At 65.4% G+C, this 26,093-nt stretch carries 20 protein-coding genes; 7 read left to right on the top strand and 13 right to left on the bottom strand.

Features of this window, described 5'->3' with window-relative positions:
* Positions 1–76: 76 nt before the first annotated feature.
* The 5 genes from ribA to ppk2 form a co-directional block, all read right to left on the bottom strand.
* Positions 77–1,147 (bottom strand): GTP cyclohydrolase II, encoded by a 1,071-nt coding sequence (ribA, locus tag IP83_RS09050; protein ID WP_054121891.1) that lies wholly within the window; start codon positions 1,145–1,147, stop codon positions 77–79.
* Complete coding sequence (locus tag IP83_RS09045) at positions 1,144–1,947, bottom strand: exodeoxyribonuclease III (protein ID WP_054121890.1); 804 nt, start codon at positions 1,945–1,947, stop codon at positions 1,144–1,146. Before IP83_RS09045 ends, ribA begins: the two co-directional genes overlap by 4 nt.
* A gap of 305 nt (positions 1,948–2,252) precedes the next feature.
* Positions 2,253–2,927, bottom strand: a complete 675-nt coding sequence (locus IP83_RS09040) for an outer membrane lipoprotein carrier protein LolA (RefSeq protein WP_054121889.1) — start codon at positions 2,925–2,927, stop codon at positions 2,253–2,255.
* Positions 2,928–2,992: 65 nt separating this feature from the next.
* Entirely contained in the window at positions 2,993–3,160 is a 168-nt protein-coding gene (gene rpmG / locus IP83_RS09035; RefSeq protein WP_054121888.1) for a 50S ribosomal protein L33, read from the bottom strand.
* A gap of 104 nt (positions 3,161–3,264) precedes the next feature.
* The gene (ppk2, locus tag IP83_RS09030) at positions 3,265–3,999 is read right to left on the bottom strand and encodes a polyphosphate kinase 2 (RefSeq protein ID WP_054121914.1); all 735 of its coding nucleotides are present in this window, start codon (positions 3,997–3,999) and stop codon (positions 3,265–3,267) included.
* 159 nt (positions 4,000–4,158) lie between these two features.
* Between ppk2 and phhA the strand changes: the two genes are divergently transcribed.
* Positions 4,159–5,097: a phenylalanine 4-monooxygenase gene (gene phhA, locus IP83_RS09025; protein ID WP_054121887.1), complete on the top strand. Its 939-nt coding sequence runs from the start codon at positions 4,159–4,161 to the stop codon at positions 5,095–5,097.
* A 236-nt stretch (positions 5,098–5,333) separates the two neighbouring features.
* Here the strand turns inward: phhA and IP83_RS09020 are convergent, their stop codons facing one another.
* The 3 genes from IP83_RS09020 to IP83_RS09010 form a co-directional block, all read right to left on the bottom strand.
* Complete coding sequence (locus IP83_RS09020; protein ID WP_054121886.1) at positions 5,334–6,146, bottom strand: undecaprenyl-diphosphate phosphatase; 813 nt, start codon at positions 6,144–6,146, stop codon at positions 5,334–5,336.
* A gap of 66 nt (positions 6,147–6,212) precedes the next feature.
* Positions 6,213–8,345 (bottom strand): M13 family metallopeptidase, encoded by a 2,133-nt coding sequence (locus tag IP83_RS09015; RefSeq protein WP_054121885.1) that lies wholly within the window; start codon positions 8,343–8,345, stop codon positions 6,213–6,215.
* A 100-nt stretch (positions 8,346–8,445) separates the two neighbouring features.
* Positions 8,446–10,266 (bottom strand): ABC transporter transmembrane domain-containing protein, encoded by a 1,821-nt coding sequence (locus IP83_RS09010; protein WP_054121884.1) that lies wholly within the window; start codon positions 10,264–10,266, stop codon positions 8,446–8,448.
* A gap of 159 nt (positions 10,267–10,425) precedes the next feature.
* Here IP83_RS09010 and IP83_RS09005 point away from each other — a divergent pair, with 159 nt between their 5' ends.
* Both IP83_RS09005 and IP83_RS09000 read left to right on the top strand, forming a co-directional pair.
* The gene (locus tag IP83_RS09005; protein ID WP_072384687.1) at positions 10,426–11,673 is read left to right on the top strand and encodes a polyhydroxyalkanoate depolymerase; all 1,248 of its coding nucleotides are present in this window, start codon (positions 10,426–10,428) and stop codon (positions 11,671–11,673) included.
* 259 nt (positions 11,674–11,932) lie between these two features.
* The gene (locus tag IP83_RS09000) at positions 11,933–12,820 is read left to right on the top strand and encodes a glycosyltransferase (protein ID WP_197274327.1); all 888 of its coding nucleotides are present in this window, start codon (positions 11,933–11,935) and stop codon (positions 12,818–12,820) included.
* On the opposite strand, the gene IP83_RS08995 is transcribed toward IP83_RS09000, so the two are convergent.
* The 3 genes from IP83_RS08995 to IP83_RS20180 form a co-directional block, all read right to left on the bottom strand.
* Complete coding sequence (locus IP83_RS08995; protein WP_054121912.1) at positions 12,801–13,250, bottom strand: MaoC family dehydratase; 450 nt, start codon at positions 13,248–13,250, stop codon at positions 12,801–12,803. The two genes, IP83_RS09000 and IP83_RS08995, sit on opposite strands and share 20 nt — an antisense overlap.
* 86 nt (positions 13,251–13,336) lie before the next feature.
* Positions 13,337–14,707 (bottom strand): putative O-glycosylation ligase, exosortase A system-associated, encoded by a 1,371-nt coding sequence (locus IP83_RS08990; RefSeq protein WP_054121882.1) that lies wholly within the window; start codon positions 14,705–14,707, stop codon positions 13,337–13,339.
* On the bottom strand, positions 14,700–14,873 hold the full coding sequence (locus IP83_RS20180) for a hypothetical protein (RefSeq protein ID WP_156309645.1): 174 nt from the start codon (positions 14,871–14,873) through the stop codon (positions 14,700–14,702). The genes IP83_RS08990 and IP83_RS20180 overlap by 8 nt, the downstream gene beginning before the upstream one ends.
* A gap of 110 nt (positions 14,874–14,983) precedes the next feature.
* On the opposite strand from IP83_RS20180, the gene IP83_RS08985 reads away from it, so the two are divergent.
* The 4 genes from IP83_RS08985 to IP83_RS08970 all read left to right on the top strand — a co-directional run bounded on the left by IP83_RS08985 (position 14,984) and on the right by IP83_RS08970 (position 24,119).
* A complete protein-coding gene (locus IP83_RS08985) occupies positions 14,984–16,216 on the top strand; it encodes a TIGR04063 family PEP-CTERM/XrtA system glycosyltransferase (RefSeq protein ID WP_054121881.1) in 1,233 nt (410 codons plus the stop codon).
* A 52-nt stretch (positions 16,217–16,268) separates the two neighbouring features.
* Positions 16,269–17,618, top strand: coding sequence for a hypothetical protein (locus IP83_RS08980; protein ID WP_156309644.1), 1,350 nt, complete (start codon positions 16,269–16,271; stop codon positions 17,616–17,618).
* A 234-nt stretch (positions 17,619–17,852) separates the two neighbouring features.
* Positions 17,853–22,505, top strand: a complete 4,653-nt coding sequence (gene gltB, locus IP83_RS08975; protein WP_054121879.1) for a glutamate synthase large subunit — start codon at positions 17,853–17,855, stop codon at positions 22,503–22,505.
* 180 nt (positions 22,506–22,685) lie between these two features.
* The gene (locus IP83_RS08970; protein ID WP_054121878.1) at positions 22,686–24,119 is read left to right on the top strand and encodes a glutamate synthase subunit beta; all 1,434 of its coding nucleotides are present in this window, start codon (positions 22,686–22,688) and stop codon (positions 24,117–24,119) included.
* 257 nt (positions 24,120–24,376) lie between these two features.
* Here the strand turns inward: IP83_RS08970 and IP83_RS20625 are convergent, their stop codons facing one another.
* Together IP83_RS20625 and IP83_RS20620 are read right to left on the bottom strand one after the other, a co-directional pair.
* Complete coding sequence (locus tag IP83_RS20625) at positions 24,377–24,904, bottom strand: winged helix-turn-helix domain-containing protein (RefSeq protein ID WP_197274326.1); 528 nt, start codon at positions 24,902–24,904, stop codon at positions 24,377–24,379.
* A 788-nt stretch (positions 24,905–25,692) separates the two neighbouring features.
* Positions 25,693–26,025, bottom strand: a complete 333-nt coding sequence (locus tag IP83_RS20620) for a hypothetical protein (RefSeq protein ID WP_369817012.1) — start codon at positions 26,023–26,025, stop codon at positions 25,693–25,695.
* Positions 26,026–26,093 lie beyond the last annotated feature (68 nt).

The raw sequence follows: 26,093 nt of genomic DNA, 5'->3' as shown, positions 1-26,093 counted from the left end.
GTTTATTGCGATCTATCACATTGAAAAAACGGAAATAGCACGTCGAGCTTCGATGTCTGAAAAATAGGGACTGTCCCTACTTTTTAAGCAGATGCCCTGTCCGGTCGCGCTTGGTATCGAGATAGCGCGCGTTGTGCGGGTTCGCCGGCAGCTGGTGCGCCACGCGTTCGGCCACCGTCACGCCCACGGCTTCCAGCGCGGCGACCTTGGCCGGGTTGTTGGTGAGCAGCCGCACCGCCCCCACGCCCAGCAGATCGAGCATCCGCGCCGCGACCGGGAAATCGCGCGCTTCGCTGGGCAGGCCCAGCCGTTCGTTGGCATCCACCGTGTCGAAGCCCTGATCCTGCAGCTCATAGGCGCGCAGCTTGTTGATGAGGCCGATCCCGCGCCCTTCCTGCCTGAGGTAGAGCAGCAGGCCCCAGCCGCCCGCATTGGCTTCCTCCGCCATGCGCGCGAGCGCCGCATCAAGCTGCGGGCCGCAATCGCACTTGAGGCTGCCGAGCACGTCGCCCGTCAGGCATTCGCTGTGAAGCCGTACCAGCGGCACGTGATCCCCGCTCTGCGTGCCGATCACCAGCGCGACATGCTCGCGCAGGTCGTCGCGCGCGCGGAAGGCGATGATCTCGGCGTGCTCGCACGCATCGACCGGCAGGCGCGCGCGGGCCTGAACGGTGAGTTCCAGCGGGTCCTTGAACGCGGCGAGGTCGTCTGCCGTGACCGTCGCCGCAGCTTCCACGCCGGTCGCAACCATAAACGCCGGGAGGATACCAGCCAGCCGCGCCAGTTCCATCGCCGCCACCGCGGCCGCCTGCGCCGGGCAGGGATCGGCGCGGAAAGGCCCGCGCATCGGTTCAGCGAGATCGAGCGCCGGATCGGCCAAAGTGCGCGCGGCGTGGAGCGAGAAGGGCTCGGCGCCGTGGATCATCACCGGCATGTGCGGCGCAGCGGCATCGCGCTGGTTGGCAAGCTTGAGCGTGGCGGCGCGGGCGTGGGAAATCAGTAGCCGCGCGGCATAGAGGCCGGGCTGCACGAACGCCGTCTCGGCAGGCAGCAGATCGAGCGCGCCGTCGGCTGCCTCCACCCGGATCGCCCAGCCATGGCGCAGCGCATCGAGTGCCAGCGCCGCCGCGCGCGGGTTTCCGCTCAAAGCGTGAACTCCGTGATCAACGGCACGTGGTCCGAAGGCTGATCCCACTTGCGCGTTTCCTCGACGATCCGGTGCCCTGCCGACTTGTCCGCCAGCGCGGGCGAGGCCCACATGTGATCGAGCCGCCGCCCCTGATCCTTGTCGCGCCAATAGGAGCGGTAGGACCACCACGAATAGTTGCGCTGCGGCGCCGGGATATGCTTGCGGCCCAGATCGACCCAGCCATGCGCCGCGCCGAATGCGCCGAGCGCGGCGACTTCCTGCGGCGTGTGGCTGACGACCTTGAGCAGCGCCTTGTGGTCATAGACATCGCAATCGAGCGGGGCGATGTTGAAGTCCCCCACGATCAAGGTCGGACGCTCGATCGCACCGGCCCACTGCGTCATCCGTTCGAGAAAGGCGAGCTTCTGGCCGAACTTGGGATTGGCCTCCGGGTCGGGGATGTCGCCGCCCGCCGGGATATAGACGTTCTCGAGAATCAGCCCGCCGCCGGGCGTCATCACTTCCACGCCGACATGCCGCGCTTCGCCATTGGCCTGCCAGTCGTGGCGGTTCAGCTCGCGGATCGGCACGCGGCTGACGGTGGCGACACCGTGGTAGCCCTTCTGCCCATGCACCGCGCGGTGGGTGTAGCCCAGCTGCTCGAACACATCGTGCGGGAACAGCGATTCGGCCGTCTTGATCTCCTGCAGGCACAGCACGTCGGGCTGCTGCTCGGCGAGGAAACGGGCGACCTGATCGATGCGCAGCCGCACCGAATTGATGTTCCAGGTGGCGATGGAGAGGGTCGGGGAGGCCATGCGCGGGCTTTAGGAGCCTTGGCCAGCAGCGGCAAGCGGCGCGGCGGGCAAGCGCAGAACGAAAAAACCCTCGGACCGGGGGCATGGTCCGAGGGTTCCTTCTGCGTTCGTCACGCTGTCAGACGGCGGGGGATTGTGGACCGGGTAACAGGGGGGGCGAACCCGGTCGGTGCCGTCTTGACCAGCCCTTACTAGGATCGTTCCGCTTGCTGGCGGATGAACGGCCCTTTCAGGGTAGACCCAAAGTGGTCGCAAATTGTCGCAGGATCGTGACGGCATTTTGCACGGCTGCGACGAACCGATGCTTACTTGCGCCCGGACCCGCGCGGATCGGTCCAGCGGAAGGTGTTGGAGGGCAGCGCCACGCCATAGCGCTGATTCGTCAGCCGCACCGTGGTCCGCCGGTTCTGCGAATCGAGCGCGACCCAGCTGTTGAGCTCCCACCCGCCCGGTGCGCTCGGCTTCTTGAGCATGATCATCGTGATCGAGCCGTATTCCGGATGACGCGGATCGCGCACATCGAGGCTGATCACTTCGGAATGCCCGGTGGGATTGAGCGTGGCGAAGCGCGCGACGTCCTTGTTGGGATCGAGCAGCGCGCCTAGCGGGCTGTTCTTGATCGGCCAGCGCTGTACTTGCCGCACTTCGTAGTCGATCAGCGTGAGCGCAGACCCGTCAGAGACGATCAGCAGGGGAATGCCCGGCTGATACTGGAAGCGGATCTTGCCGGGGCGCTGCATGCTGAGCACGCCGGTCAGCCGCTGGCCGTTGCGGTCGGTCTGGACGAAATCGGCCTGCAGCGTGGTGATCGCGCGCAGCGCCGCGACCGCCTGCTCGACTTGCGGATCGATCGCAGTCGTTGGCGCCGCTGGCGGAGGCGCGGCAACGGAAACGACAGGTGCCGCCAACGCAAGAAGCGCGGCGGCGACAAACGGGCGGGAGGCGGCAAGCCGGCGGGCAAGGGAGAGCGTCATCGTCATCCCTATACCACTGCCGAAGGAGCATTGAACCCGGCGTGAACTGTCTCGCCGCGGCCATGCGCCGCTTACTTGATCTTGGCTTCCTTGAACTCGACGTGCTTGCGCGCCACCGGGTCATACTTGCGGAACACCATCTTCTCGGTGGTGTTGCGCGGGTTCTTCTTCGTCACATAGAAGAAGCCGGTGTCGGCGGTCGAGACCAGGCGGATCTTGACGGTAGTGGGCTTGGCCATGACTTTATCCTGAAAACTAGCGTGCGCACGTCAAAAACGAATGCGGCGGCGCGTTGCCACGCCGCCAGACAGGCGCCGGTCGTTGGGAGCGAATCGCGCAAAAGTCAAGGGGCGGGATAGGGCTTCAGCGGTTTGATCACCCCGAAGTGCTCCTTTGCCAGCGGTTCGTCGAGCGGCGGCAGCGCGGGAACCTTCTGCTCGACGGGCCTCACCGGCAGCCGATCCAGCAAATCGCGCACCAGCGTCAGCCGCCCCCGGCGCTGGTCGTTGAAATCGACCAGAGTCCACGGCGCATGTTTGCTGTGGGTGGCTTCCAGCATGGCCTCGCGCGCCTTGGTGTAGTCGCGATACTTGCCGCGCGCCGCCACATCGATCGGGGAAATCTTCCACTGCTTGCCTGGATCGTCGTGCCGTTCAGCCAGCCGTTCCTCCTGCTCTTCCTGATCGCAGGTGAGCCAGTACTTGAACAGCAGCAGCCCGTCCTCCACTAGCAGCTTCTCGAACTTCGGCGCGGCTTCGAGGAAGGCCTCGACCTGCTCATCGGTTGCGAAGCCCATCACCTTCTCGACGCCCGCGCGGTTGTACCAGCTGCGGTCGAACAGCACGATCTCGCCGCCAGCGGGCAGGTGCGGGACATAGCGCTGGAAGTACCACTGCGTCTTCTCGCGCTCGGTCGGGGCAGGGAGGGCGGCAGTGCGCACCTGCCGGGGATTGAGCTTCTGCGAGATCGCGTGGATCGCACCGGTCTTGCCCGCCGTATCGCGTCCTTCGAGGATCACGAGGATCCGCGCGCCGCACGCCCGCGCCCAGCCCGCCATCGCGGTGAGTTCGCCCTGCATGCCCTCGAGCGCTTCTTCGTAGTCCTTGCGGCCAAGCTCGTCCTTGCTCACGCGGTATCCTCTCGCTTTGCGAGGGCAGACTGTCGCAGGCCTGCCGCTTTGGCAATCGCCGCCCGTTGCAAGGAACAGCCGCAAGCGCTACAAGTTGCAATTGAAACCATGTCGGACCTTGTCGAACTCGCAGCCGATTTCACGCGGCTCCCCGATCTGCCGGACGGTGTCTTTACCGCGCCGCTGCAGCGCCCGCCCCATGTCGGCGAGGATTGGCTGGAGCCGCACCAGACCGACTACAACGCGGATGACCACCGCGTGTGGGACGATCTCTTCGCCCGCCAGATGCAGGTCCTCCCCGGCCGCGCGGCGACCGCGTTCCTCAAGGGACTTGACCGGCTCGATCTGGGGCGCGGCGGGGTGCCCGATTTTTCGCGGCTTTCGGCAGAGCTTGGCGCGCTGACGGGCTGGAGCGTGGTGCCGGTGCCGATGCTGATCCCCGATCACGTGTTCTTCTGGCACCTCGCCAACCGGCGCTTTCCCGCCGGCAACTTCATCCGCACCCGCGCGCAGTTCGACTACATCGAGGAACCAGACGTCTTCCACGATGTATTCGGCCATGTGCCGATGCTCACCGACCCGGTGTTTGCCGACTACATGCAGGAATATGGCCGCGCCGGGTGGAAGGCGATGCGCTACAACCGCCTGAAGGCATTGGGCGCGCTCTACTGGTACACGGTCGAATTCGGCCTGATCATGGAAGCAGATGGCCTCCGGGCCTATGGCGCGGGCATCCTTTCCGGGCCCACCGAGGTACGCTTTGCCCTTGAGGCGCAGTCCCCCAACCGCATTTTCCTGCATGTCGACCGCGTGATGCGCACCGACTACGCAATCGACGATCTCCAGCCGACCTACTTCGTGATCGAGAGCTTCGCCGATCTCTACCGCCAGACCGTCGAGCGCGATTTCGACCGGCTCTATCGCGGGCTCGGCGCGAGCTTCACCTATGCCGGCAGCGCGGTGATCGATGTCGATGATGTGCTCCACCGAGGCACGCTGGAATACCATCTACGCGGTGGGCGGGGGAGCGGGGCTTCGCCGGTTTAGATATTGCGGTGCGTGTCGGTTTTCGCCCAGTTGCGGACATCACGGCTTACCATCGCCACTAAAAACCCACCGTCACCCCGTGCTTGACACGGGGTTTGGCTGTTCTTTTTACGCCCGGCCTGAAAGGAAAAGCCAAGGCCCGTGTCAAGCACGGGCCGACGGGCAGTGTGCTGGTGGAATTGTCCGCTTCCCATCCAGTTCTCGCCGTTCACACCAGTACGGCTACCCCCAGAAACTCAAACCCACAGCAACCACGCCAGACCCAGTGCGCCCAGCACGATGCGGTAGGCGGCAAACGGCGTGAAGCCGCGCTTGCTCACATAGCCGATGAAGAACTTGATCACGATCAGCGAGACAAGGAACGAGACCACCGAGCCGATCGCGATTTCCTTGATGCCGACAGGGCCTGCGCCTGCCGAAAGCTCGTGCCGGTGGTCCCACAATTGCTTCACCGTCGCGCCCAGCATCGTCGGCACCGCGAGGAAGAAGCTGAACTCGGCCGCCGTCTTGCGGTTCTCGCCCATCACCAGCGCGCCCATGATCGTCGCGCCCGAGCGCGAGACGCCGGGGATCACCGCGATGCACTGCATCATGCCGATGCGGATCGCCTGCGCCAGCGGCATCTGGCCCACCGGCCGGTAGGTCTGGTGCGAGACCAGCCGCTCCACCGCGATGATCGCAAAGCCGCCCACGATCAGCGCGATGCAGACCACAACCGGGTTCTCGAGCAGCAGATCGATCTTCGATTTGAACAGCACGCCCACGATGGCCGCCGGAATGAACGCCGCCAGCACGTTGCGCACGAAGGCGATCGATTCGCGCGATCCGCGCAGCGCGCCCATCGCGACGTCCATGAAGGTGCGCCAGTAGAGCACCACCACCGCCATCACCGCCGGCAGCTGGATCACGACGTTGAACACCTCCCAGGTCTTCGCGTCATAGCCGAACAGCTCCGACGCCAGAATCAGGTGCCCGGTCGAGGAGACGGGGATGAACTCGGTGAGCCCCTCGACAATGCCGAGCAGAATGGCGGTGATGGTCGTATCCATGGCGCGCAGGGGTCGCCGCAGCGCAGCATTCTGTCAAGCGCAGAGGCGGCTTAAAGTTTTGTCATCTCACCAGATCCGCACGCGGTCCTTGGGCGCGAGGTAGAGCTTGTCGCCCGGCTTCACCTTGAACGCCGCGTACCACGGATCGAAATTGCGCACGACCGCATTGACCCGCGCCTCGGCAAGCGAATGCGGATCGGTCTTGAGCAATTGCCGCGCCAGCTGTTCGCGCAGCTTCTCGCGCCACGATTGCGCGTAGGAAAGAAAGAAGCGCTGGTCCCCGGTCAGCCCGTCGATCACCGGCGCGGGCTTGCCGCCCAGCGATAGCTTGTAGGCGGCATAGGCCATCGAAAGCCCGGCCAGATCGCCAATGTTCTCGCCCAGCGTCAGCTTGCCGTTGTGGCAGGTCTTGCCGTCGTCATAGGGGCAGACCTTGTCGTACTGCGCAGCGAGCTTCGCCCCCAGTTTGTCGAAGGTCTTGCGGTCGGCCGGCGTCCACCAGTCCTTGAGCGCGCCAGTGCCGTCATAGCGCGAGCCCTCGTCGTCGAACCCGTGGCCGATCTCATGGCCGATGGTCGCGCCCACCGCGCCGTAGTTCACCGCCGCGTCGGCCTTCGGGTTGAAGTAGGGCGGCTGGAGATAGGCGGCCGGAAACACGATCTCGTTCGCGGTCGGCTGGTAATAGGCGTTCACCGTCTGCGGGGTCATCAGCCACTTGGTCTTGTCGACCGGCTTACCGAGCTCGCTCAGATCGTCCTGCCAGTGCCAGCGCGCTGCCTCGATGGCGTTGGCCAGCGGCTGGTCGGGCTTGATCGACATGCCGTCATAGGTCTTGAACTTGTCGGGATAGCCGATCTTCACCGTGAAGGCGTCGAGCTTGGCGAGAGCCGCCTTGCGCGTCGCCGGGCTCATCCACGCCAGCGTCTTGAGCTTGCCGGCCAGCGCGGCACGCAAGTTGCTGACGAGCGTGACCATCGCCGCCTTGCTCGAAGGCGGGAAGTGCTGCTCGACATAGGCCTTGCCGATGCCTTCGCCCATCTGGCCCTGCACGCTGGAGAGCGCGCGCTGCCAGCGCTGGCGGTCGCGCTCGCGGCCCTGCAGCGTCTTGCCGTAGAACGCAAAGCGCGCGTCATCGACATCGCTTGGCAGCACCGAGGCGTAATTCATCAGGAAATGCGCGGCGGTCCACGCCTGCAAGGTCGCGATGTCTTCCTCGCCGAGCAGCTTGATCAGCGCCGGAATGCCGCCGCCGAGCTTGGCGAGGTCGTCCTTGGTCAGGCCGAGCCTGGCGATCTTGTCCGCGCTCGGCGGGATCTCGCCCACGAACACCGAGCTCGCCTTGCCCAGCCCCGAGCCATCGAGCAGCGCCGCCACCGGGAACGGTCCGCCCATCGCGATCAGCTCCTCGCGCGAGACGCGGTTGGTGGTGAGCAGCGGATTGCGCTGCAGCGCCTTGTCCCAATCGAGCACCGCGATCTTGCGCTCGAAGTCATAGACCTTGGCCGCCATGCCGGCTGCGTCGGCATAGCCGGCCTTGCCCAGCATGAAGGTCAGCAGCTCGCGGTACTTGCCCTGCAGCTCGCGGTTGCGCTCATTGTCGACGAGGTAATAGTCGCGGTCCGGCAAGCCGAGCCCGCCGAGATCGCTGTAGGCTGCGTTGACGCCCGGGTTCTCGGCATCGATCTGCACCGAAAAGCCGAGCGGCGAGGGAAAGCCGGGCGCGGCGAACAGCGCGGCGAGATCGGCGCGGGTGTTCGCGGCCTTGATCCGGTCGAGATAGGGCTGCGCGGGGGCCATGCCAGCAGCGTCGATGGCCGGGCGGTCAAGGAATGCCTTGTAGCTGTCGGCGATGCGCTGGCTGTCGCTCCCCGGTGCCTGCGGCGCTGCGGCAAGGCCCTGGACGATGTCCTTCACGGCCTGTTCCGCGCTCAGTGTAAGCGCCAGCGCCACGCCGCTGTAGGGATATTGCGGCGGGATCGCCTCGCTGCGGTCCCACTTGCCGTTCACATAGGCGAAGAAGTCGTCGCCCGGCCTCACCGCCTTGTCGACCTGCGCGGGATCGAGCCCCCAGCCGCCGAACGTCGGGATGGGGTAGCCGTCGATCTCGGCGGGCTTGGCGGTGTCGGCCTGGGCGGCGGTGGAAAGCGCGAGCGCGAACAGCGAGGCGGCGGAAATCGCGCCCTTGACGTGCTTCAGCATGACTCAGGAAGTTCCCATCGGTTGCAGATGTACCTAATTGGGACACTAGTCATCGGTCGGCGCTTGTCCAGCACCCGCAGTATTACTTTGGTGCAGGTGATTACGCCTCGGCGCTGTCGAACTGCAGGCGGGCAAGGCGGGCATAGAGCCCGTCCTGCGCGGAAAGCACGGCGTGGGTGCCCTGTTCGACGATGCGGCCCTTGTCCATCACCACGATGCGGTCCGCCGCGCGCACGGTGGCGAGCCGGTGCGCGATCACCAAAGTGGTGCGCGCCTTCATCAGCCGGTCGAGCGCGTCCTGCACCAGCCGCTCGCTTTCGGCATCGAGCGCGCTGGTCGCCTCGTCGAGCAGCAGGATCGGCGCGTCGCGCAGCAGCGCGCGGGCGATGGCGATGCGCTGGCGCTGCCCGCCTGATAGCCGCGCGCCGTCCTCGCCAAGGAAGGTGTCGAGTCCTTGGGGGAGGTCCTTGAGGAAGGTCGCCGCATTGGCCGCTTCCGCCGCTTCCCAGATCTGCGCGTCGCTGGCGTTCCAGTTGCCGTAGCGCAAGTTGTCCCGCGCCGAGGCGGCAAACAGCACGCCCTCCTGCGGCACCAGCGCCATGCGCGCGCGCACTTCGGCGGGGTCCGCCTGCGGCAAGGGCACGCCGTCGATGCGGACCATGCCGGCATGCGGATCGTAGAAGCGCTCCGCCAGCAGGAACAGCGTCGACTTGCCCGCGCCAGAGGGACCGACGATGGCGACGGTCTCGCCCGGTTCCACCGCCAGCGAAAAGTCTTCCAGCGCTGCGACTTCCGGGCGGCTGGGATAGCGGAACGAGACGTTCTGGAACGCCAGCTGCCCGCGCGGCGGCTGCGGCAGGTGCAGCGGGCGCGCCGGTGCGGTGATCTCGGGCTGTTCGAGCAGCAGTTCGTTGAGCCGCCCGGCTGCCCCCGCACCGCGCAGGAGGTCGCCATAGACTTCGGTGAGCGCGCCGACCGCGCCCGCGACGATGCCCCCCGTCAGCACGAAAGCGGCGATGGTGCCCCCGCTGATGGAACCGTTGGCGACCGCCGTCGCGCCCTGCCACATCAGCACCGCGATCCCGCCGAACACCAGGAAGATGACGATGGCGGTCATGACCGAACGGATCATGATGCGCCGCCTTGCCGCGCTGAAAGTCCGCTCGACCGCCTCGGCAAACCGGCCCGCCTCGCGCTTTTCCTGCCCGAAAGCCTGCACGACCTTCATCGCGCCGAGCACTTCGCTGATCTGGACGCCGATGTCCGCGACCCGGTCCTGGCTGGAGCGCGAGGCATTGCGCAGGCGCGAGCCGAAAAACACGATCGGGCCGACCACGACCGGGATGCCGACCAGCAACCCCGCCGTGAGGGCCGGCGCCAGCGTGAAAAGATAGGCAATGCCGGCAAGCGCCGTGATCGAGTTCCTGAGCGCGATGGAAGACGTCGTCCCCACCACCTGTTCGATGATCGCGGTATCGGATGTCATGCGCGAGGAGATTTCCTTCGGGCTGTTCGTCTCGAAGAAGCTCGGCGGCATGCGCAGCAGGTTGGCCTGCACCTTGAGCCGGATATCGGCAACGACGCGCTCGCCCAGCCACGAGACGAAATAGAACCGCACCGCCGTGCCCAGGCCGAGGATGACCACGACCAGCAGCAGCCAGCGGAAGGAGCTATTGATCGTCTCCAAATTGGCGCCCTTGCTGAACGCCTTGTCGATGATCGACTTGAAGCTGGCGGGAACGGCAATCGTCGCGCCGGACGTGATCAGCAGCGCCGTCAACGCGATGGCCACTTCGCCCGGATAGCTGGCGCCTTCGCGCAGCAGCATGCGCAGCGGGCTGAGCGTACGCGCGGGGCGGAGGGCGGGCGCGGCTTCGGCAGCCTGTGTTTCGGGGCCGATGTTCTGGGTATTGGCGTCCATCGCCCCCGCCCTAGCCCATGCGGAGAGGGGCCGAAAGGGGGCAGCGGGGCAATCCCCGCCGAAGTGGGACAATGGTGCGTTGCACAAGGTGCAAAATCACGGCACACTAGGTCCAATCGGAGCAGCGCACGGCTCCGCAACAAGACAAAGGTGTTCGCAGTGCTTTACAAGGCTTACGAGATCCAGCGCTCGATGCTCAACGCGGGCAGCGCGATGGCGGCGATGGGCGCCGAAATGCTCACCGATCCGCGCAACCCCTGGGCGCCCTTCGGCGGCACCCAGATGCTCGCTTCCGCGCTCGACGTGTTCGCCCACGCCGCCGCTCCGCGCGGCAAGCCGGCGTTCGGGATCAAGGTCGTGCAGGTCGATGGCACGCCCCACGCGGTGAACGAGACGGTCGAGATCCAGCAACCCTTCGGCATGTTGCGCAAGTTCACGCACGAAGGCCTGCCCGCCGATGCGCCGCGCCTCCTTATCGTCGCGCCGATGAGCGGCCACTACGCGACCCTGCTGCGCGGCACGGTGGAGCGCATGCTCGAACGCTGCGTTGTCTACATCACCGACTGGGCCGATGCGAAGTATGTGCCGCTGGCTGAAGGCCGCTTCGATCTTGATGAATACATCGACTACCTGATCGGCTACCTTGAGCACATCGGCCCCGGCGCGCACATGATGGCGGTGTGCCAGCCTTCGGTCCCCGCGCTCGCAGCAACCGGCGTGATGGCGGTGCGCGAGCACCCCTGCCGCCCGGTCACGCTTACCATGATGGGCGGCCCGATCGACACGCGTGAAAGCCCGACGGCGGTGAACGACCACGCGATCACCAAGCCGTTCGTGTGGTTCAAGCACAACGTGATCACCACCGTGCCCGCCAACTATCCCGGCGCGGGGCGGCAGGTCTATCCGGGCTTCGTCCAGCTCGCGAGCTTCATGTCGATGAACCTCGGCAACCACATGAACGCCCACTACGGGCTGTTCAAGCACATGGTCCAGGGCGACGGCGAAAGCGCGGATGCGACCAAGGCCTTCTACGACGAATATCGCGCCGTCTGCGACATGACCGCCGAATTCTACCTCCAGACCGTCGATGTCGTGTTCCAGCAGCACCTGCTGCCCAAGGGCGAACTGGTCCATCGCGGCATCCTCGTCGATCTCGGGGCGATCAAGGACACCGCGATCCTGTGCATCGAGGGCGAGCGTGACGACATCTCGGGCATCGGCCAGACCAAGGCCGCGCTGAAGGTGACGCCGAACCTGCCCGAGAAGCTCAAGAAGTATCACCTTGCGCCCGAAGTCGGCCACTACGGCATCTTCAACGGCTCGCGCTGGCGCACCAGCATCGCCCCGGTGGTCGAGGGCTGGATCCGCTCCAATGCCACGGCGCGCAAGCTGAGCGTGGTCGCCTGATCCAGGCGCCCCGCCGCGCGGCGGTGGGGCGCTTCAGATTCGCGCGCTTGTTAAGGCAAGGCCGTAACGCTGTGCCGAAACAGGACTGCGATTCCGAAAAAGTCCACCATTTGTTCAGTTTCGTGGCAGGGCAATACTAAGCAACGCTAGGGAAAAGCGGCTGCAGGCCAAATCCACTACCTGCTATCGCATGGATATGGTAACTGCATTCTTCCGCGCCGAAGATTCATCGGGCACCGGTTCATGGGAGGAATGTCCTGTGGAACCGCCAGACCCTGATCCCGCGCCGCGCGTCACGGTCGTGCTGCCGGTGCACAACGGCGCGGCCTTTCTCGATGCCGCCATCACTTCGATCCTTGCGCAGACCTTTCGCGATTTCGAACTGATCTGCGTCGACGATGGCTCGACCGACGATACCCCGGCCATCCTCAGGCGCCATGCCCTCGGGGATCGCCGCGTGCGGATCATCACCAATTCGCCCAACAAGGGCCTTCCCGGCGCGCTCAACACCGGCTTTGCGGCCGCGCGCGGCACGCTCCACACCTGGACATCTGACGACAACATCGCGCGGCCCGACATGCTGGCGCGGCTGGTCGCAGCGCTTCATGCTGCTCCCGATGCCTCGATCGCCTACGCCGATTTCAGCGTGATCGATGCCGAGGGCCGCGTCACCGGCTTCCAGAAGATGGGCCCGGCCTCTGATATCCTCCTCGGCAACCGCATCGGCGCGGCCTTCCTCTACCGCGCCGAAGTCACCCGCACGCTGGGCGGCTATGACGAGGCGCTGTTCGGGGTCGAGGACTATGACTTCTGGCTGCGCGCGGCGCGGCGCTTCGATTTCGTGAAGCTCGACGAGGACCTCTATCTCTACCGTCGCCACGAAGCGAGCCTGACCGACCGGCGCGCCTTGCGCATCCACCGGCTCGGCTCGCACATCCTGCGCCGCGAACTCGCACTGGAGCCTGATCGGAAACGGCGTGCCCGCGCGCTGGTCGAGCAGAGCCTTGCCAGCCGCATCGATGCGCGGCTCGATATGCTCGCGCTCGGCCTTGCGCTGTCACCGGGGCTCGCAAGGGGCCGGATCAATGCGATCCTGCGCCACCTTGCGCATCACTTCGTCCGGGTGATCACACGAAAAACTGGGTGATCCACTCGCAGATCAGCGCGGGCTTCTCCTCGCCTTCGATCTCGACCGTGATTTCCATCGTCTGCTGCCACTGACCGGGGCGCTTCTCGTCAAGCTCAAGCAGCTTGAACACGCCGCGCACCCGCTTGCCCGAGCGGACGGGGGCGAGGAAGCGCGTCTTGTTGCCGCCGTAGTTGACGCCCATTTTCACGCCTTCGGGGCGCGGGCAATCGCTCTGCTGGGTCAGCAGCGGGATCAGCGAGAGCGTCAGGAAGCCGTGCGCGATGGTCCCGCCGAACGGGGTCAGCTTGGCCTTTTCCGCGTCGATATGGATGAACTGGAAGTCGCCGGTGGCCTCGGCGAACTGGTTGATCCGCTCCTGCGTCACCTCGACCCATTCCGAAGTGCCCACCACCTGACCGACCAGGTCCTTGATTGCGCCCGGTGCCATCGTCTTCATCGCTGCCCTCTCCCGTCGTGGCTGTGCCTTTGCGCCTTCTCTAGGCTGCAAACGCCGCGCCGCGCAACAGGTGGTGGTCAGGCCGAAGCGGGCAGGGCAGGGGCGCCTTGCCGCGGCATACGGAAGGGCTTGGGCGCCGCGCGCTTGACCCGGCCGATATAGGCCGAAAGCCCGCATTGCAGCCCCACCAGCATGTAGCAGAACGGCTGGAACGCAATCCCCACGAAGGCCCCGCCGAACAGGTAGACGATCTGCGCCTGCTGCAGGGCATCGGCGAGCGGTGTCACCCAGCGCAGTTCGGGGCTTGTGTTCCTGGCATAGCTGCGCCGGATCACCTCCATGTGCACCACGCCCATGATATGGAGCAGCAGCCACATCGCGAGGCCTGGATAGCCCTGTTCGCCCAGCATCTCGAAATAGCTCGAATGGTAGGCGCGCCCGCGCTCCTCGATCCGCTGGGTCTCGATCGCGGTGTTGTTGTCGCCCGCGTTCTCGGCCTCGATCTTGTCGTAGCTCAGCACGTTCTGGCGATAGGCCTCGAAGCCGCCGCCGAACGGATGCGTCTTGGCGTATTCGATGGTCCACTTCCACACCGCCACGCGCGTCGAGGCCGACTGATCGGACTGGTGGTTGCGGATCGTGCTCATCCGCTCGGTATAGCTTTGTGGCAGGAACGGGATCGCGATCGTCACCAGCGCACCGATCGCGCCGATATAGAGCAGGCGCCGCTTGACCGAGCGCAGCATCATCACGCCCAGCACCGCCACGCAGATCAGGCCGGTGCGCGCCTGTGTGCCCACCGGCATCAGCAGGCAGGAAAAGCAGATGCCCAGCGCGAAGAGCCAGACCAGCAGGCCCGGCTTGAAGATCGTGCCATGGCGCGCGAGCCACAGCGCCAGCGGCATCACGCAGACCGCGCAGGTGGAGATGATCGAGCCTTCGTAGAGCCCGGTGTTGTCGTTCACCAGCAGCTTGAGCTCGCCATAGCCGCCGCCGCCCGCCAGCGTCTTGATCCCGCCGCCGATCACGATCACGCCCACCGAAAGCACCATGATCAGCGTGAACGCCTCGATGCGCAGGCGGGTGCGCAGGGTCAGCGGCAGGAACATCGCAAAGACGAGCGCCTTCCACACCCACGCCCACTTCTCGAGCGCCTCGTCCGGAAAGTCCGCGCCGCGCGTGCTGAGCCCGCAGTAGATCAGCAGCAGGAAAAGCAGCATCTGGCGCGGCGAGAAGCGGATGCCGCTCTTGTCCTCCGCCACCGCCCAGGCCGTCACTGCGCCCATGAACGCGATCAGGCTGATCGGGATGGACTGCAGGAAGCCCCAGCTCACCTTCTGCGGCGCGACGATGTCGATATAGGCATAGGCCAGCACGAACAGGAACGGCTTGCGCACGCCCGCTGCCAGAAACGCGGTCACGAAGGCGGTGAGGAACAGATTAAGCACGCGGGCGCTCTTCGCCGGGGATCGCCTGCTTGCCCTTGCGCCCCATCAGCCCGCGCTCGCGCCCGGGCAGGATGGGATCGTTGTCGAGATCGTCGCGGTGCAGCAGGCGCCAGACGGCAATCGCCATCAGCATATGGGGCACGACCACGGTAATGATGTCGATCATGCGGGCATGCCCAAGGTCACCTTCCGGCCCGCCATCGAACCGTTCTCACCTGCTCAATAGGCAAACTCGGTTGACGCGGCGTTAAGTCCTGCCGTGGCATGGCCAGCCGCATGGCCCGGGTTCTCCATATCCTCGATCACTCGCTGCCGCTGCAGAGCGGCTATACCTTCCGCACGCGCGCGATCCTCAAGGCGCAGGAAGGGCTGGGCCACGAAGTGCGCGGCCTCACCGGCCTGCGCCACACCGCGCCGTTCACCGGGGCAGAGCCCGAACTGCACGATGGCCTTCCGTTCCACCGCACTTCGGGCAAACCGTCCGGCCCGCCGGGGCTGGCGGAATGGCAGGAAATTGGCGCGCTGGCTCGCCGCATCGAAGCCGTCGCCCGCAAATGGCGCCCCGATGTCCTCCATGCCCACTCGCCTGCACTCGGCGGCCTCGCAGCGGTGCGCGCCGGGCGCAAGCTTGGCCTTCCGGTCGTCTACGAAATCCGCGCCTTCTGGGAAGACGCTGCTGCGGGCAACGGCACAGGACGCGAAGGCTCGCTGCGCTACCGGCTGACCCGCGCGCTCGAAAACGAAGTCGTGCGCGGCGCGGATGCGGTGGTCACGATCTGCGAGGGCCTGCGCGGCGATCTCGTCGCGCGCGGGTTTCCCGCCGCCAAGATCACCGTGATGCCCAACGGCGTCGATCTCGCGCTGTTCGGCCAGCCGCTGGAGCGCGACGCGGCGTTCGCGGACAGCCTCGGCCTCGGCGACGGCCCGGTGATCGGCTTCCTCGGCAGCTTCTACCCCTACGAAGGCCTTGACGACCTCATCGCTGCGATGCCGCTGATCCTCGCCCGCCAGCCCGACGCGCGCCTGCTCCTCGTCGGCGGCGGTCCGGCGGAAGCGCAGCTTCGCGCACAGGCCGCCGCATCTCCCGCCGCGCACGCCATCCACTTCATCGGCCGCGTGCCGCACCACGAGGTGGACCGCTATTACGCGCTCGTCGATGTCGTGTGCTATCCGCGCAAGGCCATGCGCCTCACCGATCTCGTCACGCCGCTGAAGCCGCTCGAAGCCATGGCGCAGGGCAAGCTCGTCGCGGCAAGCTCGGTCGGCGGCCACCGCGAACTGATCGAGCATGGCATGACCGGCACGCTGTTTCCGCCCGACGCCCCCGCCGGCCTCGCCGCCGCGATGGCGGATTTGCTGGAGGACCGCGCCATGTGGCCCGCCCGCCGCACAGTCGCCCGCGCCTTCGTCGAACGTGCCCATGACTGGTCGCGTAACGCTGCCCGTTATGATTCCGTTTACCAAACCCTGTTAACCCGAAATCAAGCAATCTCCGGCGCTGCGGCCTGATCTCGGGCAGCTTCATCGGAGGTCACCTTCCGACCGGGGGCCGACACGCGCCATGAGTACGTTTCGCCAGAAGTTTCAGGCCACGACTAACCGGGCCAGGCCCGATCCCGAAGATATGATCGGCACACCCCGCAAGCGCCGCCGCGCCGCTCCGGTCACCGCGCACCGCCTGTTCCCGGCCTTCGCCGCCCTCTGGTTCGCCGCGCTGTTCGGTCTTGGAAGCCTCGCCATTCCGGGCAGCCTGCTCGGCGCCGTCGTGCTCAAGACGGGCCTTCCCGCCATCGTCCCCGCCGCCGCCCCGCCGCTGGGCTTCACCGCACATCTGCTGGTTGCTTTCGCGCTCGCCGTATTCGGCGCGGCACTCGGCCTTGCTGTGGCACTCCGGCTGCGTCCGAAGGACAAGGCGGAAGTGCGCCGCGCCGCGCCGGTCGCCCCCGCCGCTGCTCCCGAACCTGAGGCGGCCTACAAGGTCCGCGCCCGCGATGCCCATCCCGACGCGCCGCCGCGCCGCCCGCTGGTGCTGACCGAAGCTCTGGTCGACCCGCTTGTCGAAGCTGCTGTCGAATCCGAACCCGAGCCTGAAACCTTCGCGCCCCTGCTGCGCCGCAAGCCGCGCCCCGCCTCGGCCGAGTCGGCGGCCGATGTGACACCGTATATCCCCGAGTACACGCCCGGCGGCACCGGCGCGGTCCGTCCCCTCGATCTTTCCGCGCTCGACCTCGATGAGCCGATCGAGGAGCCCTTCGCCGCGCAGCCGGAGCCCGTGGCAATCGAGACCGCCGCGGCCGCCGCTGCTCCCCAGCCCCAGCCCCAGCCTGAGCCTGAGCCCGAGCCAGCGGCCACCCCGGTGCTGATCGCGGCAACTCCGCAGCTCCCCGTCAGTTTCGCCGCCGCGTTGCCCGAAGCAGCCGAGGTCAAGCGCTCGCCCGTCGCCGGTGCCCGGCTCGAAAACCTTGGCCTTGTCCAGCTGATCGAACGCCTCGCGCTCGCCATTGCCGAGCAGAAGGCGGCCAACGAAGCGGTGATCGCCGCCGACAACACCGCTGAAGCGGAGGCTGCCGCGCCGGAAATCGAACCCGGCCCGTTCTCACGCCCGCACATCGCCAGCCCTGCTTCGCAGGCTTCCGACGTGCCCGCCATCGGCTCTGCGCGGGAATCCATTCTGCGCCGCCTCGGTGCGATTGCTGCCGGCGAGGCGGTCGACGGCAAGGACAACGAAGCTGCGGCGCGGCTCTTCACGCGCCCCGCCCCTGTCCCCGTCCCTGCCTCAGTGCAGGCGGAAGCGGTCGTTCCGCTCCGTCCGGTCGAGCCCGCCGCGTCGGCACCCACGGCCCCGGTCGAAGCGGATGAGGCCCTGCGCTCGGCGCTGGCGACGCTCAAACGCATGAGCGCACGCGCCTGACGCTACGGCAAGGCTGATTTATCAGCCTTGCCCTGGCAGCCGCGCACCATGCATCCGTATTTCCGACCAGATCGGCGCCGAGCCCTTCGGGCAATTCGCGCTGCGCCATTGCAAAATAACTTTCCTGCAGTCATGGGGGGATTCCGCGCAACTTTCGTTGCCCATTGGGCAGCGTGATTCGCGCTGGGCGTATCAACCGACGTCGTTTTGACCGAGTGCAGGGCAAAAATTGTGATGGGTTTTCCGCAGGTTCAGGGCCTTTACGATCCGCGTAACGAACACGACGCATGCGGCGTCGGCTTCGTCGCGCATATCAAAGGCATCAAAAGCCACGGAATTATCGAGCAGGCGCTTGAGATCCTTCGCAATCTCGATCATCGCGGCGCGGTCGGCGCGGACCCGCTGCTCGGTGACGGCGCTGGCATCCTGATCCAGATCCCCGATGCGCTGCTGCGCCGCTGGGCCGAAGCCGAGGGCAAGGACCTGCCGGCCCCCGGCGACTATGCCGTCGCGATGTGCTTCCTGCCGCAGGACGAACCGGCGCGGAACTTCGTGATCGAAGTGTTCGAGAAGTTCATTGCGAAGGAAGGTCAGCACCTCATCGGCTGGCGCGATGTGCCGACCACGCTTGACGGGCTCGGCAAGACGGTGATCGAACAGATGCCGGTCATCCGCCAGTGCCTGATCCGGCGCGGCGATAACTGCCCCGATCAGGACGCGTTCGAGCGCAAGCTGCTGGCGATCCGCAAGCAGACGCAGAACCCGCTCAAGGCCATGGCCGAGAAGCACGGCCTCCCGGGCGTCACGCAGCTCTACATGCCCAGCTTCTCGTCGCGCACCGTCGTCTACAAGGGCCTGCTGCTCGCCGATCAGGTCGGCTCGTTCTACGATGATCTGCGCGATCCGGCCTGCGTGTCGGCGCTCGGCCTCGTGCACCAGCGGTTCTCGACCAACACCTTCCCCAGCTGGAAGCTGGCGCACCCCTACCGGTTCATCGCCCACAACGGCGAAATCAACACCGTGCGCGGCAACGTGAACTGGATGAACGCGCGCCGCCGCACGATGGAATCGGAGCTGCTCGGCCCCGATCTCGACAAGATGTGGCCGCTTATCCCGCACGGCCAGTCGGATACCGCCAGCCTCGACAACGCGCTCGAGCTGCTGCTGGCGGGCGGCTACAGCCTCGCCCACGCGGTGATGATGCTGATCCCCGAAGCCTGGGCCGGCAATCCGCTGATGGATGCCAAGCGCCGCGCCTTCTATGAATACCACGCCGCGCTGATGGAGCCGTGGGACGGCCCCGCCGCCGTCGCCTTCACCGATGGCCGCCAGATCGGCGCGACGCTCGATCGCAACGGGCTGCGCCCCGCACGCTTCTCGATCACGCGTGACGATCTCGTCTGCATGGCCTCCGAAAGCGGCGTGCTGCCGTTCCGCGAGGAAGATATCGTGCGCAAGTGGCGGCTCCAGCCGGGCCGCATGCTGCTGATCGACCTCGAACAGGGCCGCATCATCGAGGACGAGGAAATCAAGGCGCAGCTGGCCGCCGAGTATCCCTATGAGGAGTGGCTGGGTTCGGCCCAGTACAAGCTCAAGGAACTCGCGGTGGTCGAGCCCGAGGAAGCCGCGCTGCCCGAGCCGACTTCGTCGCTCCTCGATCGCCAGCAGGCCTTCGGCTACACGCAGGAAGACATCGCCAAGTTCCTCGAACCGATGGCGACCACCGGCGACGATCCTATCGGCTCGATGGGCACCGATACGCCCATCGCAGTCCTCTCGAACCGTTCGCGCCTGCTCTACGACTACTTCAAGCAGAACTTCGCGCAGGTGACGAACCCGCCGATCGACCCGATCCGCGAGGAGCTCGTGATGAGCCTCGTCTCGATGATCGGCCCGCGCCCCAACCTGCTCGGCCACGATGCCGGCACGCACAAGCGCCTCGAAGTCGATCAGCCGATCCTCACCAACGCCGATATCGCCAAGATCCGCTCGGTCGAAGCCGCGCTCGACGGCGCCTTCCGCACCGAGACAATCGACACGACCTGGGACGCCTCGACCGGCGCCGCGGGCCTCGAAATGGCGATCAAGGAAATGTGCTGGGCGGCGACCGAAGCCGTGCTCGCGGACAAGAACATCCTCATCCTGTCCGACCGCGCGCAGGACGCAAACCGCATCGCCATGCCGGCGCTGCTCGCCACCGCGGCCGTCCACCACCACCTCGTCCGCCAGGGCCTGCGCATGCAGACCGGCCTCGTCGTGGAAACCGGCGAAGCGCGCGAAGTGCACCACTTCTGCGTCCTCGCGGGCTACGGCGCGGAAGCGGTCAACCCCTATCTAGCGTTCGAGACGCTGGAATCGATCCGCGTCAGCCGCGAGCTGCCGCTCTCGTGCTACGAGGTCGAGAAGAACTACATCAAGGCGGTCGGCAAGGGCATTCTCAAGGTCATGTCCAAGATGGGCATCTCGACCTACCAGTCCTATTGCGGCGCGCAGATCTTCGATGCGGTCGGCCTCTCCTCGGCCTTCATCGACAAGTACTTCACCGGCACCGCCACCACCATCGAAGGCGTCGGCCTGACGGAAATCGCCGAGGAAACCGTGCGCCGCCACGCCGCGGCCTATGGCGACAGCCCGCTCTACCGCAAGATGCTCGACGTCGGCGGCATGTACCAGCTGCGCCTGCGCGGCGAGGAACATGCGTGGACGGCTGAGAACGTCGCCGCCCTCCAGCATGCGGTGCGCGGCAATATCCCCGAGAAGTACCGCGAGTTCGCGCAGACCATCAACGACCAGTCGGCTCGCATGCTGACGATCCGCGGCCTGCTCGAATTCAAGGCGGCTGGCGCGCCCGTACCGCTCGATGAAGTCGAACCGGCGAGCGAGATCGTCAAGCGCTTCGCCACCGGCGCGATGTCGTTCGGCTCGATCAGCCGCGAGGCGCACACTACGCTCGCGGTGGCGATGAACCGCATCGGCGGCAAGTCGAACACCGGCGAAGGCGGCGAGGAACCGGATCGCTTCGTCCCGCTGCCCAACGGCGATTCGATGCGCTCGGCGATCAAGCAGGTCGCCTCGGGCCGCTTCGGCGTCACCACCGAATATCTCGTCAATGCCGACGACATCCAGATCAAGATGGCCCAGGGCGCCAAGCCCGGCGAAGGCGGCCAGCTGCCGGGTGACAAGGTCGACAAGGTGATCGGCAAGACCCGCCACTCGACCCCGGGCGTGGGCCTCATCTCGCCGCCGCCGCACCACGATATCTATTCGATCGAGGATCTCGCCCAGCTGATCCACGACTTGAAGAACGTGAACGGCAAGGCGCGCATTTCGGTCAAGCTCGTCTCCGAAGTCGGCGTCGGCACGGTCGCTGCGGGTGTTTCCAAGGCGCGCGCGGACCACGTCACGATCTCGGGCTACGAAGGCGGCACCGGCGCTTCGCCGCTCACTTCGCTCACCCACGCGGGCTCGCCCTGGGAAATCGGCCTCGCCGAAACCCAGCAGACGCTGCTCCTCAACAACCTGCGCAGCCGCATCGCGGTGCAGGCGGACGGCGGCCTGCGCACCGGGCGCGATGTCGCGGTTGCCGCGCTCCTCGGCGCGGACGAGTTCGGCTTCGCCACCGCTCCGCTCATCGCAGCGGGCTGCATCATGATGAGGAAGTGCCACCTCAACACCTGCCCGGTCGGCGTCGCGACGCAAGACCCCGTCCTGCGCGCGCGCTTCACCGGCCAGCCCGAGCACGTGATCAACTACTTCTTCTTCGTCGCCGAAGAACTCCGCGCGATCATGGCCGAACTCGGCTTCCGCACCGTCGGTGAGATGGTCGGCCGCGTCGATTGCCTCGATACCCGCAGCGCGATCACGCACTGGAAGGCGCGCGGCATCGATCTCTCACGCCTCCTCCACCGCGTCGAACCCGCGCCGGGCACCACGCTCGGCTGGAGCGGAACGCAGGATCATGGCCTCGACGCCGCGCTCGACAACACGCTGATCGCCGCCGCCGAACCGGCGCTGGCGCGCGGCGAGGTCGTCCGCATCGAAAGCAAGGTGCGCAACGTCAACCGCACCGTCGGCGCGATGCTCTCGGGCGAAGTCGCCAAGCGCTACGGCCACCGCGGCCTGCCTTCAGGCACGATCCACGTCACGCTCACCGGCGTCGCGGGCCAGTCGTTCGGCGCGTTCCTCGCGCACGGCGTCACGCTCGATCTCACCGGCGATGCCAACGACTATGTCGGCAAGGGCCTCTCGGGCGGCCGGGTCATCGTCCGCCCGCCCGCCCACGTCGAGCGCGTGGCGGAGGAGAACATCATCGTCGGCAACACCGTGCTCTACGGTGCCATCGCGGGTGAGGCCTACTTCAACGGCGTCGCCGGCGAACGCTTCGCCGTGCGCAATTCGGGCGCCGTCGCGGTGGTCGAAGGCACCGGCGATCACGGCTGCGAATACATGACCGGCGGCGTCGTCGTCGTTCTCGGCAAGACCGGGCGCAACTTCGCTGCGGGCATGTCGGGCGGCGTGGCGTACGTCTACGATCCGGAAGGCCGCTTCCCCGCCCTCTGCAACGCCGCGATGGTGGACATTCTCCCTGTCAGCGCCGAGCGTGACGAGGAAGACGGCGACTTTGCTCTTGGGGGCCGCCCGCAGCAGCGCGGGGTGGACGTCACCGACTTCGGCATGGGCGACATGCTGCGCCACGATGCAGAGCGCCTGCGCGTGCTCGTCGAGCGCCATCACCTCCACACCGGCAGCAAGCACGCCCGCGCGCTTCTCGACAACTGGGCCGAAGCACTCCCCCGCTTCGTCAAGGTCATGCCGCGCGATTACGCCCGCGCCCTGCACCAGCTCGAAGCCGAGCGCGCCGCAGCCGCCAGCGTCGCCGCAGAATGATGTTTGCAAGAACGCACTGAACCACCCCGTTCGTCCCGAGCGAAGTCGAGGGACCTCTGGCCGAGCGAAGCCGAGGGACCTCTGGCCGAGCGAAGCCGAGGTCCCCACGCGGCAAGGCCCCTCGACTTCGCTCGGGGCGAACGGGTAAATGATTAAATTCTGTCTCAGGGTATTACCGCAATGGGCAAGGCAACCGGCTTCCTCGAAATCGATCGCAAGGATCGCTCCTACGACGCCCCGCAGGAGCGTCTGAAGCACTACCGCGAATTCGTCATCCCGCATGACGACACCACGCTCAAAGGCCAGGCGGCGCGCTGCATGAACTGCGGCATCCCCTATTGTCACAACGGCTGCCCGGTGAACAACCAGATCCCGGACTGGAACCACCTCGTCTACGAGAACGACTGGCGCACCGCGCTCGACAATCTCCATTCGACGAACAACTTCCCCGAATTCACCGGCCGCATCTGCCCCGCCCCGTGCGAGGCGGCCTGCACGCTCAACCTCGTCGACCAGCCCGTCACCATCAAGTCGATCGAATGCTCGATCGTCGACAAGGGCTGGAAGGAAGGCTGGATCGAACCGCAGGTGCCCGCGCAGAAGACCGGCAAGTCCGTCGCCGTCGTCGGCTCCGGCCCCGCCGGGCTCGCCTGCGCGCAGCAGCTCGCCCGCGCCGGCCACTCGGTCACCGTGTTCGAAAAGTCGGACCGCGTCGGCGGCCTGCTCCGCTACGGCATCCCCGATTTCAAGCTCGAGAAGCACCTCATCAACCGCCGCCTCGTCCAGATGATGGCCGAAGGCGTCGAGTTCCGCACCTCGGTCGAAGTCGGCGTCACCGTCTCGGTCGCCAGCCTGCTTGAAAACTTCGACAAGGTCGTCCTCGCCGGCGGCGCGGAAGATCCGCGCCCCATCGGCATTCCCGGCTTCGAGCTTCCCGGCGTGCGCTACGCCATGGAATTCCTCACCCAGCAGAACAAGCGCGTCGCGGGTGACGACGAGATCCGCGCCGCCCCGCGCGGCTCGCTCCTCGCCACCGGCAAGCACGTCGTCGTCATCGGCGGCGGTGATACCGGGTCAGACTGCGTCGGCACGTCCAATCGCCAGGGCGCCCTCTCGGTCACCCAGCTCGAAATCATGCCGCGCCCCCCCGAAAAGGAAGACAAGGCGCTCACCTGGCCCAACTGGCCGCTCAAGCTGCGCACCTCCTCCAGCCACGAGGAAGGCGTGGAACGCGAGTTCGCCGTCCTCACCAAGCGCGTCCTCGGTGAAAACGACGTCTCCGGCCTCGAATGCGTTCGCGTCGAGTGGAAGAACGGCAAGATGGAGGAAGTCGAAGGCAGCACCTTCGTCATCCCCGCCGATCTCATCTTCCTCGCCATGGGCTTCGTCGGCCCGCGCAGGGCAGGCCTGCTCGAACAGGCCGGCGTCGAACTCGACGCGCGCGGTAACGTCAAGGCGAACACCAGCGACTACCACACCAGCCACGAACGCATCTTCACCTGCGGCGACATGCGCCGCGGCCAGAGCCTCGTCGTCTGGGCCATCCGCGAAGGCCGCCAATGCGCCCGCGCCGTGGACGAGGCCCTGATGGGCGTGAGCGAACTCCCGCGCTAATCAATACCTCCCCGAGCTAGCTCGGGGAGGGGGACCGCCGCCGCAGGCGGTGGTGGAGGGGCCAGCGCCCCAAGCACAAACCTCCCGAAAGCCCCCTCCTCTTCAGAGGAGGGGGCTTTCGGGAGGTGGCCATCAGCCCAAAACAACGCCGAAAGAAAGAGCCTCCGGCGGGCAAGGGCCATCGCCCTTGCATCCCGTGTATTTGGGGGTTGTTGCACGTGTCACGGTAACCTAGAGAACGTGCCCGCAAGCCCCATCTAAGGGATAGTGAAATCAGATGAATTTTTAGGATAGAGCGAGTATCCGTAAGAATTTACCGATCTTATCTCAAATTCATCTGCTAATTTCTTCCGCAAACCAGAAACGATAACTTTTAAGTGGTTGAAACTTATGCTTTCATGGCTATTGCTGGCGACACCACACAGCTTGATATAGGATGCACATTTTCCAACATTTTCGCTTAATTTCGAAAGAACGCGCGCCTCTGATGCGGTTAGTGACGTTTCTAATTTAGTGAACTCAGCAAGGATGCGTAACGCTTCTACCCTTTCCGTTTGGGCTTGCGCGGTCAGTTGATGGCGCCGCCAAAGTGCCGACAGCCTCAGCACGCCTTCCATTGGGTTCAACCGCGAGCAATCTAGGACGTCGTCGAATCCGGCATTAAGCACTTGCGTCCGGCGCCTTGGGTCCCAAAAGCTCACGAGCGCAACACGAGGTCGGCTGCCGATCAAGGCAAAATTGGTTTTAGCGAACTTGGCAACACGAGCTGCGTCATTACCGCTCATTACCAATATATCGTAGTCAGAATTGGCGCTAGAAAGCGGGTACGTGTCTTCAAATCGCGATAAATAATATTGGATATTATCAGATATCGATGCTATCCACGCGTCTCTTTCAGGCCTTAACTGATCGTTAATTGAAATATACCGGAATGATACTTTTCTAAATAATTCCAATTCTTCGGACGGCAATAATTGCATTATGGTAGATGCCAATTGTTCGCCGTAAGTGGCCGATCCGGGGACGGCGCACAGCTCTGTCTTCTTGTGGCCTCGCTCAGCCGCCTGATGACGATTGACTGTTAGCACACCTAATAAGCCTCGTTGCACTCCACCTTGGTTGCGTGGCGGATTGTGCTAGGGAGATAACAAAATTTGATCAGTCCGCGTTCTCGATAAAACGTTAATGAATGAGGCAGTGGTTACATGAGTTAATAGGACCATTCTGATTGTTTTAAAGATATCGATTTCAGGCTATTTTTAAGGAATACAGCCAAAATGGAATTCTGAAGAAATATTTTCTACTGGCCCGCACTCGCCTGCACTTATTGATGTGCTTGCGAGCCAGCCCTGCCAGGCAGGCACCGACTTACGATCAATCGCTTGCTTGGAATTGAATCGCGATCCAATTATTTCCTATATTATTCATACCGTTAGCCACATCATCGGGGCGCTAACGTCGCCTTCGCCGGATTTTCATGACCCGGATTTCTGGTCCGGTCCGTATTTTCCCCGCTCACGTGACCAGCACCGGCTGCGGAAAAGTAAATACTTATTTTTTAACCGCCGCAAGGTCAGAGGCCGGCGCGATCCTCGAAGTACGGCGCGAGGTAGTTGCAGACTACGGCCTTGGCTTCATCCACCCACGCTGCATAGTCCGCCGGTTTCTCGTAAGGCAGGAAATCCAGACCAGCCCTTGCCACCTCGATGGCCATGCGTCCAGCCCGCGCTGCGGTCACGGCGTCGACGCCTGTCCGTGCGATCAGCATATCGGCCACGAGCGCGCTCGCCTCGATGGATCCGGCACGATCTAAAAGTTGAAGCTCCGGACAAACTTTCGAAGCGGTCCGCATGGCGACTGCGCCAGTCGTAGTCTTGCGTCGCTCTGCACCAATATCAATGGCCATGCTGATGGCTTCGGGTTGCGTCCGTCAATGTGGTGTAATTTCGGCGGTGGCCTTGGGTCATCGTCAGG

The sequence above is a fragment of the Novosphingobium sp. AAP93 genome (genome assembly GCF_001296055.1).
GTDB lineage: Bacteria > Pseudomonadota > Alphaproteobacteria > Sphingomonadales > Sphingomonadaceae > Novosphingobium.
The sequence above is the reverse complement of the archived record's forward strand: the minus strand, read 5'-3'. Positions and strand labels throughout refer to the sequence as shown.

Coding starts and splice junctions, on each gene's coding strand:
- IP83_RS20625 (WP_197274326.1), bottom strand. CDS start 24,904: ATGAGCGGTAATGACGCAGCTCGTGTTGCCAAGTTCGCTAAAACCAAT.
- IP83_RS08980 (WP_156309644.1), top strand. CDS start 16,269: ATGAGTACGTTTCGCCAGAAGTTTCAGGCCACGACTAACCGGGCCAGG.
- gltB (WP_054121879.1), top strand. CDS start 17,853: ATGGGTTTTCCGCAGGTTCAGGGCCTTTACGATCCGCGTAACGAACAC.
- IP83_RS09015 (WP_054121885.1), bottom strand. CDS start 8,345: ATGCTGAAGCACGTCAAGGGCGCGATTTCCGCCGCCTCGCTGTTCGCG.
- IP83_RS08970 (WP_054121878.1), top strand. CDS start 22,686: ATGGGCAAGGCAACCGGCTTCCTCGAAATCGATCGCAAGGATCGCTCC.
- IP83_RS08995 (WP_054121912.1), bottom strand. CDS start 13,250: ATGGCACCGGGCGCAATCAAGGACCTGGTCGGTCAGGTGGTGGGCACT.
- IP83_RS09020 (WP_054121886.1), bottom strand. CDS start 6,146: ATGGATACGACCATCACCGCCATTCTGCTCGGCATTGTCGAGGGGCTC.
- IP83_RS09045 (WP_054121890.1), bottom strand. CDS start 1,947: ATGGCCTCCCCGACCCTCTCCATCGCCACCTGGAACATCAATTCGGTG.
- IP83_RS20180 (WP_156309645.1), bottom strand. CDS start 14,873: ATGATCGACATCATTACCGTGGTCGTGCCCCATATGCTGATGGCGATT.
- phhA (WP_054121887.1), top strand. CDS start 4,159: ATGTCGGACCTTGTCGAACTCGCAGCCGATTTCACGCGGCTCCCCGAT.
- IP83_RS09040 (WP_054121889.1), bottom strand. CDS start 2,927: ATGACGATGACGCTCTCCCTTGCCCGCCGGCTTGCCGCCTCCCGCCCG.
- IP83_RS08985 (WP_054121881.1), top strand. CDS start 14,984: ATGGCCCGGGTTCTCCATATCCTCGATCACTCGCTGCCGCTGCAGAGC.
- ppk2 (WP_054121914.1), bottom strand. CDS start 3,999: ATGCAGGGCGAACTCACCGCGATGGCGGGCTGGGCGCGGGCGTGCGGC.
- IP83_RS20620 (WP_369817012.1), bottom strand. CDS start 26,025: ATGGCCATTGATATTGGTGCAGAGCGACGCAAGACTACGACTGGCGCA.
- rpmG (WP_054121888.1), bottom strand. CDS start 3,160: ATGGCCAAGCCCACTACCGTCAAGATCCGCCTGGTCTCGACCGCCGAC.
- IP83_RS09010 (WP_054121884.1), bottom strand. CDS start 10,266: ATGGACGCCAATACCCAGAACATCGGCCCCGAAACACAGGCTGCCGAA.